The 12,874-nt window shown below is 62.1% G+C and carries 14 protein-coding genes and 1 tRNA gene; 11 read left to right on the plus strand and 4 right to left on the minus strand.

All coding sequences use genetic code 11. The features are described 5' to 3' along the window. The 3 genes from modA to modC form a co-directional block, all read left to right on the plus strand. On the plus strand, positions 1-490 hold a 490-nt coding region (gene modA, locus V6L75_RS12030; RefSeq protein ID WP_334251744.1), incomplete at its 5' end, for a molybdate ABC transporter substrate-binding protein. A gap of 35 nt (positions 491-525) precedes the next feature. After that, positions 526-1,224 carry a molybdate ABC transporter permease subunit gene (gene modB / locus V6L75_RS12035; protein ID WP_334251745.1) on the plus strand — a complete coding sequence of 233 codons (699 nt, stop codon included), beginning with the start codon at positions 526-528 and terminating at the stop codon, positions 1,222-1,224. Further along, the gene (gene modC, locus V6L75_RS12040) at positions 1,221-2,333 is read left to right on the plus strand and encodes a molybdenum ABC transporter ATP-binding protein (RefSeq protein ID WP_334251746.1); all 1,113 of its coding nucleotides are present in this window, start codon (positions 1,221-1,223) and stop codon (positions 2,331-2,333) included. Before modB ends, modC begins: the two co-directional genes overlap by 4 nt. Before the next feature lie 8 nt (positions 2,334-2,341). Here modC and V6L75_RS12045 read toward each other — a convergent pair whose 3' ends face one another. Next, entirely contained in the window at positions 2,342-3,127 is a 786-nt protein-coding gene (locus V6L75_RS12045) for a DeoR/GlpR family DNA-binding transcription regulator (protein ID WP_425498739.1), read from the minus strand. Positions 3,128-3,643: 516 nt separating this feature from the next. Here V6L75_RS12045 and V6L75_RS12050 point away from each other — a divergent pair. The 6 genes from V6L75_RS12050 (at position 3,644) to V6L75_RS12075 (ending at position 7,912) form a co-directional block, all read left to right on the plus strand. Beyond that, positions 3,644-4,600 (plus strand): ABC transporter substrate-binding protein, encoded by a 957-nt coding sequence (locus tag V6L75_RS12050; protein WP_425498738.1) that lies wholly within the window; start codon positions 3,644-3,646, stop codon positions 4,598-4,600. Positions 4,601-4,788: 188 nt separating this feature from the next. Continuing rightward, the gene (gene ppk2 / locus V6L75_RS12055; RefSeq protein ID WP_334251749.1) at positions 4,789-5,709 is read left to right on the plus strand and encodes a polyphosphate kinase 2; all 921 of its coding nucleotides are present in this window, start codon (positions 4,789-4,791) and stop codon (positions 5,707-5,709) included. Between the two features lie 140 nt (positions 5,710-5,849). Continuing rightward, positions 5,850-6,863 carry a Gfo/Idh/MocA family protein gene (locus V6L75_RS12060; protein WP_334251750.1) on the plus strand — a complete coding sequence of 338 codons (1,014 nt, stop codon included), beginning with the start codon at positions 5,850-5,852 and terminating at the stop codon, positions 6,861-6,863. Positions 6,864-6,979: 116 nt separating this feature from the next. Further along, positions 6,980-7,240, plus strand: a complete 261-nt coding sequence (locus tag V6L75_RS12065) for a hypothetical protein (RefSeq protein WP_334251751.1) — start codon at positions 6,980-6,982, stop codon at positions 7,238-7,240. Between the two features lie 87 nt (positions 7,241-7,327). Then, positions 7,328-7,600, plus strand: a complete 273-nt coding sequence (locus V6L75_RS12070; RefSeq protein ID WP_334251752.1) for a nucleotidyl transferase AbiEii/AbiGii toxin family protein — start codon at positions 7,328-7,330, stop codon at positions 7,598-7,600. A 12-nt stretch (positions 7,601-7,612) separates the two neighbouring features. Then, positions 7,613-7,912, plus strand: coding sequence for a hypothetical protein (locus V6L75_RS12075; protein ID WP_334251753.1), 300 nt, complete (start codon positions 7,613-7,615; stop codon positions 7,910-7,912). A gap of 105 nt (positions 7,913-8,017) precedes the next feature. Here the strand turns inward: V6L75_RS12075 and V6L75_RS12080 are convergent. Then, a tRNA-Arg gene (locus tag V6L75_RS12080) sits at positions 8,018-8,094 on the minus strand. Between the two features lie 349 nt (positions 8,095-8,443). Between V6L75_RS12080 and V6L75_RS12085 the strand changes: the two genes are divergently transcribed. Together V6L75_RS12085 and V6L75_RS12090 are read left to right on the plus strand one after the other, a co-directional pair. Next, positions 8,444-9,310 (plus strand): hypothetical protein, encoded by an 867-nt coding sequence (locus tag V6L75_RS12085; RefSeq protein WP_334251754.1) that lies wholly within the window; start codon positions 8,444-8,446, stop codon positions 9,308-9,310. Between the two features lie 16 nt (positions 9,311-9,326). Continuing rightward, positions 9,327-10,802, plus strand: a complete 1,476-nt coding sequence (locus V6L75_RS12090) for a M48 family metalloprotease (protein WP_334251755.1) — start codon at positions 9,327-9,329, stop codon at positions 10,800-10,802. A 219-nt stretch (positions 10,803-11,021) separates the two neighbouring features. On the opposite strand, the gene V6L75_RS12095 is transcribed toward V6L75_RS12090, so the two are convergent. Continuing rightward, complete coding sequence (locus V6L75_RS12095) at positions 11,022-11,891, minus strand: RNA polymerase factor sigma-32 (protein WP_334251756.1); 870 nt, start codon at positions 11,889-11,891, stop codon at positions 11,022-11,024. Positions 11,892-12,250: 359 nt separating this feature from the next. After that, complete coding sequence (locus V6L75_RS12100) at positions 12,251-12,826, minus strand: CarD family transcriptional regulator (protein ID WP_334251757.1); 576 nt, start codon at positions 12,824-12,826, stop codon at positions 12,251-12,253. Between the last annotated feature and the right edge of the window lie 48 nt (positions 12,827-12,874).

The raw sequence follows: 12,874 nt of genomic DNA on the forward strand, positions 1-12,874 counted from the left end.
CATCAAGGCGGGCAGCCGGTCGGACCTGCTTGGCAATACCTTGGTGCTCATCGCTCACGGCGGTGATGCGCCGAAGGTGGAGATAACCCCGGCGCTGGACCTTGCAGGCATGATTGGCGAGGGCAAACTGGCCATGGCGCTGGTGGACAGCGTTCCGGCGGGTGTCTATGGCAAGGCGGCACTCACCTCGCTGGGCCTCTGGGCCTCCGTGGAGCCCAAGGTGGCACAGTCGGACAATGTGCGTGCCGCGCTTGCTCTCGTTGCAAGGGATGAAGCGCCATACGGCATCGTCTACAGTACGGATGCCGCCGCCGATGACAAGGTCAGCATCGTGGGCACTTTCCCGGAAGCCAGCCATGAGCCTATTGTCTATCCGGCGGGGCTCATCGCTTCCGCCCGTGACGGGGCAGAGGCTTTTCTCACCTATCTGAAGGGGGAGAAGGCGAGCGCCGTGTTCAAGGCAGAGGGCTTCACGGTTCTGGCGCGATAACCGGCCGGGCCAGCTTATGGGCAGACGGAGTTGAGATGACGGAATGGCTCAGTCCGCAGGAGTGGCGTGCCGTGGCGCTCTCCCTGCAGGTTTCCTTCTGGGCCACGCTGGTCAGCCTGCCCTTTGGTCTTGCTGCCGCCTTCGCGCTGGCGCGGGGGCGGTTCTATGGGCGGCAGCTGCTCAATGGCCTTGTGCATCTGCCGCTGATCCTGCCGCCGGTCGTCACCGGTTATCTGCTGCTCATCACCTTTGGCCGCAAGGCGCCGGTTGGACGCTTTCTGGAAGAAACCTTCGGCCTGGTCTTCGCCTTCCGCTGGACGGGGGCGGCGCTTGCCGCTGCCGTCATGGCTTTTCCGCTGATGGTGCGGGCCATGCGCCTGTCCATCGAGGCGGTGGACGTGAGGCTGGAAGAGGCAGCCTCGACGCTGGGCGCCTCCCGCCTCTGGGTCTTCCTCACCGTCACCCTGCCGCTGATCCTGCCCGGCATCATCGCCGGGGCCATTCTCGCCTTTGCCAAGGCAATGGGTGAGTTTGGCGCCACCATAACCTTCGTCTCCAACATACCCGGCCAGACGCAGACGCTGCCCTCCGCCATCTATGCCTTCCTGCAGGTGCCGGACGGGGAAACTTCCGCCTTCCGGCTGGTGCTTGTCTCCATCGCCATCGCCATGGCGGCGCTGCTCTTGTCCGAATTCGTCTCCGCACGGGTTGCCCGCAGGATATCCGGCCGATGACGCTCGATGTTTCCATCCGTCATGCCTTTCCGGGCTTCTCGCTGGATGCGGCCTTCACCGGCGGTGCCGGGGTGACGGCGCTGTTTGGCCGCTCAGGGTCGGGCAAGACGACGCTTGTGCAGGCGGTCGCTGGCCTTTTGCGCCCGGATGCCGGTCATGTCCGGCTGAATGGAGAGGTTCTGTGGGACAGTTCTTCGGGCATCTTCATGCCGCCGCACCGGCGCCGTATCGGCTATGTGTTTCAGGAAGGCCGCCTTTTCCCGCATCTCACCGTCCGGCAGAACCTGCTCTATGGCCATGCCTTCAACGGCGGCGGCAGGGCGGTGGAGCTGGAGAGGATTGTTGATCTGCTTGGGCTCGCCCCGTTGCTCTCCCGCCGTCCGGCGGCGCTTTCGGGCGGTGAAAAGCAGCGGGTGGCGATAGGCCGGGCGCTTCTCTCCCGCCCGCGTCTTCTGTTGATGGACGAGCCGCTGGCCGCGCTGGACGAAGCGCGCAAGGCCGAGATCCTGCCTTATCTGGAGCGGCTGACCCGGACCAGCGATGTGCCGGTGCTCTATGTCAGCCATTCGCTGGCGGAAGTCACCCGCCTTGCCTCCCGTGTGGTGCTGATGGAGGCCGGCCGCGTGCGCCATTCCGGCACTCCGGCAGAGGTTCTTGCCGATCCGCTATCCCTTTCCGCGCTGGGGCCATCAGGAGCCGGTGCGCTGCTGGAGGGGATCGTCCGCGCCCATACGGAAGATGGTTTGACGGAAGTTGGCCTGCCCGATGGGGAGGGGGGCGAGAGCCGTCTTTTGCTGCCGCGCCTTGCGGCGGGTCCGGGCGAGCGGGTGCGGCTGCGGATCGAGGCGGAGGATATTCTCCTCTCCCGTCATGTGCCGCAGGGGCTGTCGGCGCTCAATGTGCTGCCTGCGAAGGTGACCGGTCTCACAGAGGCCCAGACCGGCAGCATGCTGGTGCAACTGGCCTCAGGCTCCAGGCGGTTCCTTGCCCGCATCACCACCCGCTCCGCAGCGAACCTGGAACTGGCGCCGGATGTTTCCTGCTTCATGGTGCTGAAATCCGTTGCGGTGATCGCGGGCGGCCAGACAGGCGGTCATGCAGGCATGTAGAAGATCTCTCAGTCTTCTTCCGGCGGGCAGATGACCAGCTGTGTCCCCGAGGTCTTGAGCAAGGGCACGAGGGTTTCCGGGATGGGGCCATCGCAGACCACGTGGCTGACATGGCTGAGGTGGCCGCCGCGCACATGGGCAATGCGGCCGAACTTGCTCTGGTCCAGAACCAGCAGCGAATTGCGGCAATTGGCGAGGATCGCCTGCCGGGCCGCCACTTCCTCTTCCGTGAAGTCCAGCAGCGTGCCGTCCTCATCCACACCGCCAACGCCGAAGATGCCGTAATCCACCTTGTAGCTGGCAAAGAAGTCCTGGGTCACCGTGCCCAGCACGTCCCTGTCGCCCGAGCGCAGCCGCCCACCGGCAATGGTGACGTGAAAGCCCGGATTCTCCGAAGCCGTCACGGCGACGTAGAGATTGTTGGTAAAGATGCGCAAGCCTTCGTGACGCACAAGTTCCTGCATGACGAGTTCCGGCGTGGTGCCGATGGAAAAGGCGAGGGATGCCCCGTCGGGGATCATGCTTGCCACCATGCGCGCGATGCGGCGCTTCTGCGGCAGGTTCATGATGCGGCGGGTGCTGTAATGCACGTTGCCGCCCGGCACCGGCGGTTCCACACCGCCGTGGGTGCGCCGCAGGATGCCCAGTTCGCACAGCCGGTTCACGTCGCGCCGGATGGTCTGGGTCGTCACGTCAAAGCGCTCGGCCAGGCTTTCCACGGACATGAAGCCATGGCTCTGAACCAGATCGGCAATTTCGGATTGCCTGTTGCTTAAGTCCTGCTGACCGAGCATATTCGCATCACCACTCTGGTTGCCGCACACACTGCCCGGCGCCTCGCCGTTGTCCGGCCCCTGCGCACCAGGCGGTTCCTCTCCCATAGATCGTTCATATGAACCGTGAGCGACGTTCATATGAACATAAAATGACAACGGCCTGCCTGCAATCCATCCAATTGCGGAGACGGAATCCCTTTGACCCAGCCCCGAAAGCCGCGCACTCTTGACGTTGCGGCTGGTCAGAAAATAGCCGCCGCTGCGTAAATAATCACCTTGACCGGGAGGCCGCAGGTTTCCTAGGCTTTTTTGACCAAATGGTCAGGTGACGACAACAAGATGGCCCGGCAAACGGGTCCGGAGGGGGAGGCGAAGGATACGGGGGAACGTGCCACCGGCAACCCGGCTGGCCGACTTTTCTCTGCCGCGCCAACTCCCGCATGACACTTCCAGAGACCGGAGCCTCAGCTCCGGGCATGCAAGAGGAGAAGGGGAATGGCGCATTTCGCAGTAAAGGCCCTCGCCGCCGCCACCATGCTGGCCGGAGCCCTCACCACGGGCGCGGCCCATGCGGCGGACCAGCTGACGCTGCAGCTCAAGTGGGTGACGCAGGGCCAGTTTGCGGGCTACTACGTGGCCAAGGACAAGGGCTTCTACGAGGCTGAGGGCCTTGATGTCACCATCAAGCCGGGCGGCCCGGACATTGCCCCGCCGCAGGTGATTGCCGGTGGCGGTGCCGACGTCATCATCGACTGGATGCCCTCCGCCCTTGCCTCGCGCGAGAAGGGCGTTCCGCTCGTCAACATTGCCCAGCCGTTCAAGAAGTCCGGCATGATGCTGACCTGCCGCAAGGAAACGGGCATCACTTCTCCGGCTGATTTCAAGGGCAAGACGCTGGGCGTCTGGTTCTTCGGCAATGAATATCCATTCTTGTCCTGGATGAGCCAGCTGAAGCTGCCCACCACTGGCGGGGCGGACGGCGTGACCGTGCTTAAGCAGGGCTTCAACGTCGATCCGCTGCTGCAGAAGCAGGCGGACTGCATCTCCACCATGACCTACAACGAGTATTGGCAGGTGATTGACGCGGGCATTCCGGCAGAGGATCTGGTGGTCTTCAAATATGAGGATCAAGGCGTCGCTACGCTGGAAGACGGCCTCTATGTGCTGGAAGACAGCCTGAAAGACCCGGCCATGGTGGACAAATATACCCGCTTCGTGCGCGCCTCCATGAAGGGCTGGGCCTATGCCTCCGAGAACCCGGATGAAGCGGCCGATATCGTTCTGGAAAACGATGCCTCCGGCGCCCAGACCGAAAAGCATCAGAAGCGCATGGTTGGCGAAGTGGTGAAGCTGGTGGATGGCTCGGACGGCAAGCTCGACATGAGCGCCTATGAGCGCACCGTGAAGTCGCTGCTCTCCGGCGGCTCTGATCCTGTCATCACCAAGGAGCCGTCCGGCGCTACCACCACGGCGGTGACGGATAAGCTCTGATCCGGCAAAGCGTTCCGGACATGCAGGACGGGCGGCACCTTGCCGCCCGTTTTCGTTTCCGGCCCATCTTCCGGCGTCCATAAAAATCACCACATGAATCCGGGACCTTCGGCAATCTGTCGCAATCCGCGTGTAGTTTGCCGGCATCAAGGGGCGGCGGTGCCGCCGGAGCTGGAGACGGGACGGTCATGGACGACAAGCAGGATATGAGCTGGGCGCAGGCGGAGTGGCTGGACAGCCTGGATGAAGAGCTGGAAATGGAGATCGATGACCAGCTCATGTCGCCGGAGCTGGCCCGCGAGCTCGCTTTCATTTCCGAGCTGAAGCACAAGTCCACGGTGGAGCGGCAGGTCTATTTCCATGAGCTGCTGCGCCTTCAGGCCGAGCTTGTGAAGATGCAGGACTGGGTGCAGCACACTGGCTACAAGCTTGTCGTCATTTTCGAGGGCCGCGATGCCGCCGGCAAGGGCGGCGTGATCAAGCGCATCACGCAGCGCCTCAACCCGCGTGTGGCCCGTGTCGTGGCGCTGCCTGCGCCGACCGAACGCGAAAAGAGCCAATGGTATTTCCAGCGCTACGTGCCGCATCTCCCGGCCGCCGGCGAAATGGTGATGTTCGACCGCTCCTGGTACAACCGCTCTGGCGTCGAGCGGGTGATGGGCTTTGCCAGCCATGATCAGGTGGAGGAATTCTACCACGACGTGCCCGAGTTCGAGCGCATGCTGGTGCGCTCCGGGATCAAGCTGGTGAAATACTGGTTCTCGATTACCGATCAGGAACAGCAGCTGCGCTTCCTCATGCGCATCCATGATCCGCTGAAGCAGTGGAAGCTGTCGCCGATGGACCTGCAGTCGCGGGTGCGCTGGGAAGCCTACACCAAGGCCAAGGAAGAGACCTTCGCCCGCACCAACATTCCCGAGGCGCCCTGGTTCATTGTGGAAGGCAACGACAAGAAGGCGGCGCGGCTGAACTGTATCTCGCACCTTCTGTCGATGGTGCCTTACGAGGAGATCCCGCATGATCCGGTGAAGCTGCCGGACCGCGTCTTCAACCCGGACTACGAGCGCATGACCCTGCCGGAAGAGCTTTACGTGCCAAAGCGTTACTGAGAGTGAGACTCAGTCTGGGCAGGTTTTCAGCTCATGGCTCTGGCCTTCGGCGGCAAAGCCTGACAATCTGCTGCTCCTGTCTTTCCGCTCCCCCGTACCAGCTGGGGGAGCGGCTTTCCACACGTTGAGGAGCGTAACTCATGTCTCTGGTTTCACGGCCCATCCGCTGGGGTGTCCTGTCCACCGCAAAGATTGCCCGTGAGAAGGTGATTCCCGGCATCCGTGCTTCGCGCACCGGCTCGCTGGTGGCCATTGCCTCACGCGATGCTGCCAAGGCACAGGAAACCGCAGATCAGCTCGGCATCCAGGTGGCGCACGGCAGCTATGAGGCGCTGCTGGCGGACCCGAATGTGGATGCCATCTACAATCCGCTGCCGAACCACCTGCATGTGCCGCTGACGCTTCAGGCTGCCAAGGCGGGCAAGCACGTTCTGTGCGAGAAGCCGATGGCGCTCAACGCTGAAGAGGCGCGCCAGCTGCTTACCCTGCCCAAGTCCGGCCCGCTGGTGGCCGAGGGCTTCATGGTGCGCTGGCACCCGCAGTGGCTGAAGGCGCGCGAGATCGTCCGCTCCGGCGAGCTGGGCGAGCTGCGGGCCATCCAGTCCTTCTTCAGTTACTTCAACGCCGACCCGGACAACATCCGCAACCGGGCGGACATCGGCGGCGGTGCGCTGCTGGATATCGGCTGCTATCCGATGGTGGCCGGCCGTTTCTTCTTCGAGGCAGAGCCTGTCCGCGTCATGTCGATGATCGACCGGGACCCGGCCTTCGGCACGGACCGTCTTTCCAGCGGCATTCTGGACTTTGGCGGTGGCCGCCGTCTCGATTTCACCGTCGCCACCCAGCTCACGCCCTATCAGCGGCTGCAGCTTGTCGGCACGAAGAAGCGTCTGGAAATCACCATCCCCTACAACGCCCCGCAGGGTGGGTCCGTGTCCCTGCTGCTGGATGATGGCTCACAATTCGCCGATGCTGCCGCGCAGCGCATCGAGGTAGAGCCTGCCGATCAATACGCCGAACTCATCGACGCCTTCGGCCGCGCCATCCTCGGCGAAGCCCCGTTCCCCTACGGCCCCGAAGACGCCATCCAGAACATGGCCATCCTCGACGCGCTGTTTGCATCGGACGAGGCGGGGGCTTGGGTGGAAGTGTGATGCCGCATGGCCCGGGCGGGCATCAGGCTTGCCCGGGTTCTTTGATTTTTTGTCAGTGTGAGCTAATCTCTACTGTACGTAGTGATGGAAGACCTGCTTGATTGTGGTGTCGAAAGATGGGCGTGGCTGACAAGATCCTCGGAACTGTAAACGCACCCTATGGTGTGAAGGTCACTGCATGCGAACTGGCCGCTGCCATTTCGGACATGACCAGCGTCACCGCTTTCCACATGCAGGCGTTCTCTTTTTTTTCGGAGGTCCGGCCCGAATTGCAAAGGGCTTTTGTCGCAGAGATGAACCTCTTTGAAGACAAGGTGACCTCTGTTGCAAGAGGCTTTCAAGAACTGGCGGGATACCAGTTGCCCTGGGCTGCTTGAATGCCCGTGAACACACCCTATCCAAGCCGTTAGGAAGAGCTGTTCCATACGGCTTGCGAAATCATTGAATTCACCGGTGGTAGTGATGTGATCTCGTCATGGTCGTTTGGAGGCGGGACGGCCCTGATGTTGCAGATCGGTCATCGGGAAAGCCATGATATTGATATTTTCCTTGATGATCCGCAGGTTTTGCCACTTCTGAATCCTGAAGTTCAAGGGTTTAGTCTGAAGCTTGTCCCTTCAAGCTATGACTCAGACGGTGCCCGCTCATTGAAGCTGAGTTTCTCAGGAGTTGGTGAAATTGACTTTATCTGCAGCAGTCAGCTTACCAGCCAGCCTGTCATTTTTGAAAATATATAAGGTAGGCGGGTTATGCTGGAGATGCCTGCCGAGATAATATCAAAGAAAATATACTATCGTTGCGGGATGCTTCAGCCACGTGATCTATTTGATGTAGCGGCAGTGCTTGAGTTTGGCGACGGAGAAAAATTAAAGGCAGCGCTTGCTCCGATAGCGGGCAGATGTGCTGTTGCTTTGGAAACGGCCTCCAGAATGAATCCTCAGTTCGCTCAGGCTGGCATGAGTGCCTTGCAGAATATTAGTCCGCAGTACAAGCACCTTCCTATGGTTGCCCAGCGTCAGGTCATTGAATTCCTGACCGAAATTGGATGAGTTTCCTTCCGCGTCGGAACAGGTGCGGCAATGGCTTGCAGAACGATTTTACCGTCCATTTCTGCCTGACCGTCTGCGCTGGAAGTACCTGCTGGCCTGAAAAAATGGTGATCCCGACAGGATTCGAACCTGTGACCCTCAGATTAGGAATCTGATGCTCTATCCTGCTGAGCTACGGGACCAGCCGGAGATGCGCATAGCATGATTTGCGGCTGAGACCAACTCTCAATCAGCCCGGTTCAGGGCGTATCGGGAAGGCGATTCTGCGATTGAGCAAACGCGCTGTGGCATGCGCCGGCGTCGAGGCCCTGAACAGAAGGTGGAATGTGCGCGCGAACTTGGGGACAGCCTTGCGGGTCGCCGCACGCTGCTCAAATCTTGTGCCTTTTCCGCCATTTATGGGCCGTATTCCTCGCGTAGCGGAGAGGCAGGTTGTTGTCAGGGTGCGCCGCCGTGTTTGGCGGTGTTCCGGCCGGAGTCATGACTGATCGTGGCATCTGGCATGTGGCATGTCCGCGGGCTGGAGGGTGGATGCAGGCGAATGCGGTGATGCGGCTGGGTGAATATGTCCGGTGCCGGGTGGGCCGTGCTGCGCTCATCTGCGGGCTGGGTGTTTTACCGCTGTCCTTTGCCGCGCCGGTGGCGCAAGCTGCCGGGCTGCCTTCCGAACTGGCGTGCCATGGCAGTGCTGGCAAGGCAGAAGCCGTGCGGCTTGCCTCTGTATCCGATGCTGGCGAGCTGACCCTTGACGATGGCCGCAGGGTCGTGCTGGCGGGCGTCTGGCTGGCACCGCCCGGCCGTGACGCGCTGAAGGACATGCTGGCGCCTGGAACAGAATTGATCCTCCGCGATGCCGCCCCGAAGGACCGCTGGGGCCGTGAGGCGGCGCAGGTGGATGCGCCCGGAGGCTGGCTGCAGGGGCGGCTTCTTGCCGATGGCCTTGCCTTTGTCTCGCCCCCGGTGAAGGACAGGGGAGATGGCAGCCCGCAGGTTTCTGCCGAGTGCCTGAGGGAACTCCAGCTCCGCGAAAGCGTTGCACGAAAGAAGCTGGGTTCAGATTGGGGTGAAGGCGTCAGGCTGCGCTCGGGTGATCTGGCCGGACTTCTGGAGCGAACCGGGCTCTTCACGATCGTTGAAGGACCTGTTGTATCTCTTGGAAAAAGCGGCAAGACTCGCTATCTCAATTTTGGCCGTCATTGGTCTTCGGATTTCACAGTCACAATTGATACCCGGCTGGATGCCGAGCTTGCCGCCAAAGGGATACCGCCGGAGGCGCTGGAAGGGCGATGGGTCCGGGTGACGGGAATTTTGCAGGACAGGAACGGCCCGATGCTTGAGATTGCCGATCCAGTCCAGATTGAAGTTTTGGCCAGGGACAGAATGTCGGGCGGTGAATGAATTGCCGGTTGGAACAGTGTCAGTAACGAACAAGTTTACCCCGGTGCGCAAGGCGCTCCGCACCCTGCTGACGGCAGGCCTGATGGCCAGTCTCGCGGGCTGCCAGATGCTGGGCGGCAATTCGGCTTCTGTGGGCGTCGTGGCGCCGGGCACTTTGCGGCCGGGCCTTGCGGCAGATATCGGTGCACGCGAGCATCCGCGTGTGGTGGCGACCTATGGCGGCGTCTATCAGAACTCTGGCGCGGAACGCGCCATCGCCGCTGTAGTCGGACGTCTTGTCGCTGCCTCTGATGATCCAAGCCAGAGCTACCGCATCACCATTCTCAATTCCCCGGCGGTGAATGCTTTCGCCCTACCGGGCGGCTATCTCTACATCACGCGCGGACTGCTGGCTCTGGCCAATGACACGTCCGAGGCGGCGGCGGTGCTGGCCCACGAGATGGCGCATGTGACGGCGAATCACGCCATCCAGCGCCAGCAGAAGGCGGAGGCAACGGAGCTTGCGAACCGCGTTGTCAGCAATGTGGTGAAGGATCCCGAGAAGGTGAAGGAAGCGGTCATCTCCTCGCAGCTCTCCTTTGCCCGCTTCTCGCAGGCGCAGGAACTGGAAGCGGACAAGATCGGCGTGCGCACGCTGGCCCGCGCCGGATTTGATCCCTTCGCTGCAGCACGCTTCCTCAATTCCATGTCGTCCTTTGCTGCGTTGCAGAGCGCCCGCAAGGAGGCCTCCTCTGCGCCGGACTTCATTTCCTCGCATCCGAGCACGCCTGAGCGGATGAACCTTGCCGTCCAGGAAGCCCGCGCCATCAGCGCGCCGGGCATCGGCGAGCGGGACCGCACAGCCTATCTGTCGAATATCGACGGCATGCTGTTTGGCGATGATCCGCTGGAAGGCTTCGTGCGCGGGCGTGATTTCCTGCACAAGGCGCTGGGCATCGGCTTCTCCGTTCCGGCCGGCTATGTGCTCGAAAACTCGCCAGAGGCGGTGCTGGCCAGCAATGGCTCGGGCACGGCCATGCGTTTCGACGGAGCGGACCTGACCGGCTACGACAGCCTGCGCAGCTACATGAATGCGGGCTGGATCAATGGCCTCATTCCCGACAGCGTCAAGGAAACGACCATCAACGGCCTGCCCGCGGTCGTCGGTTCCGCGATCACGCAGGGCTGGTCTTTCCGCATTGCCGTTGTGCGTATCGGCCGCAATGGCTACCGCTTCATCTTCGCCAGCCGCGATCCGGGCGGGGCTTTCACCCGCGACTATGACCAGACGATCCAGAGCTTCCGCCAGCTGTCACCCACTGAGCGGGCGCGTCTCCAGTCGCTGCGCATCAAGGTAATACAGAGCAGGGCTGGCGACACGCCCCGCAGCCTCGCCATCGGCATGAGCGGTATCGAACCCTCCCGCCGGCTCGAGTTCTTCTCGGTGCTGAACGGTTTCGGCCCGGATGACGAGATCCCGGCAGGAACGTCTGTAAAGCTTGTGGTGGATTGACGCGGGCCTGAGCTGGGCGTGAAACCGTGCTGCAGCCGGGAGATCCTCTTTGGCTTTCGATGCCTTATCCGGCTGCATCTAGGCTTGAAGTGTAGCGGCAGGGCCGGGATCCAGTACTCCCTGTCGTCGCCGTAACGGTCTAAGAGAGTCATGGATCCCCGCCTGCGCGGGGATCAGAGGTTTGGCTGGGGCGGGAGGGGGATGACCTCCGCGCGCGCCTCACGGCATCAGGGCCAGACGGTCCGGTTGCGCTTTGAGCAGGGCTTCCTTCAGTTTCTCCAGCGCGCGGTTCTCGATCTGGCGGACGCGTTCCTTGGAAATGCCCATTGTCTGGCCAATGGCTTCCAGGGTGGCGCTTTCTTCCTTCAGGCGCCGTTCGCGCAGGATCTGGCGTTCACGCTCGGTGAGGACGTTCATGGCAGAGCGCAGCCACTTGCGCTGGCGCTCGCCATCGATCTCGCCGCTCACCACTTCATCGGGAAGCGGCGCATCGGAGACGAGGAAGTCCTGCCGGTCCGCGCTGCTGCCTTCCGTATCTGACAGAGGCGCGTTGAGCGATGTGTCGGGCCCGGAGAGGCGGGCGCTCATCATATCCACGTCGGCAATTTTCACGCCGATGGTTTCGGCGATCTGCCGGTGCATCTCGCTTTCGTTGATGCCCTGCTGTTCGGCGCTGATCTTGGCGCGCAGACGGCGCAGGTTGAAGAACAGCGACTTCTGCGTCGAGGAGGTTCCCCCGCGCACGATGGACCAGTTGCGCAGGATGTAGTCCTGGATGGAAGCGCGGATCCACCAGGTCGCATAGGTGGAGAAGCGCACGTCCCGTTCCGGCTCGAACCGGCCTGCAGCTTCCAGAAGGCCCACGTGGCCCTCCTGGATCAGGTCATTCATCGGCAGGCCGAAGTTGCGGAAGCGGGCGGCTACCGCAATGACGAGACGCATGTGCGAAAGGGACAGGCGGTCCAGCGAGGCCTGATCCTGTTCATCCCGCCATTTGACGGCGAGCTGCTGTTCTTCCTCACGGCTAAGGTACGGCGCGTTGATGGCGGCCTTGACGATCTGGCGCCGGGTGCTCATCGATGTGCTCATGATGGCAGGCTCCCTGTTGCTTGTCGGACATGTTACGCCAGTCGTGGCGGTCCAGATCAGCGTTTTCGCCCGGTTTGCTGCGGCCGGGGCGGAAGGTCACTGCCGCAACGGCAGCCGGACATCCTCGGGTCCTTCCCCCGGGCGATGTGTAACCATTTGTCCTAAATTGGCTTTTTGGCTCGGGTCAGTTCTCGTGCAGTCTGCCGGCACGGTTCACTGGCACATTCTGACGCAGGCACATCACGGAAACGTGGCTGCAGCGTCTCACAAGACAATGGCTCCACTGAGGGCAGAAAAAGGAAAAAGGGCGCACGGCTTGCGCCGGACGCCCTTCCTGATCGTGAAAAGAGGCGGCCTGATCAGGCGGCTTCTTCTTCCTGCTCGCCTTCTTCCTCGTCTGCGCTCTTGGCGCGGGCCGGGGTCTTGGCGAGGTTCTGTTCGATCTGCTTGACGGCTTCCGTCTCGGAGCACTTGTTCACGGCCGCGATTTCGCGGGCCATCCGGTCCAGCGCAGCTTCATAGAGCTGGCGCTCGGAATAGGACTGTTCCGGCTGGGCGTCGGAGCGGTAGAGATCGCGCACGACTTCGGAAATGGCCAGCAGGTCGCCGGAGTTGATCTTGGCTTCGTATTCCTGGGCGCGGCGGCTCCACATGGTGCGCTTGACGCGCGGGCGGCCGCGAACGGTTTCCAGAGCCTTCTTCACAGCAGCGGCATCCGCCAGCTTGCGCATGCCGACCGAAGCGATCTTGGCGACGGGCACACGCAGGGTCATCTTGTCCTTCTCGAAGCTGATGACCAGCAGTTCCAGCGCATAACCCGCAACGCTCTGCTCTTCGATGGCCGTGATCTGGCCGACACCGTGAGCGGGATAAACGATATGTTCGCCAGTCTTGAAGCCCTGACGCTGCGCGGTCTTCTTGGTGGGGGTTGCCATACGCTTCGTAACTCCTGCGCAGTTACGGCTGAATGAGCCGTACCGGGC

The organism is Pannonibacter anstelovis (assembly GCF_036881715.1).
Lineage (GTDB): Bacteria > Pseudomonadota > Alphaproteobacteria > Rhizobiales > Stappiaceae > Pannonibacter > Pannonibacter anstelovis.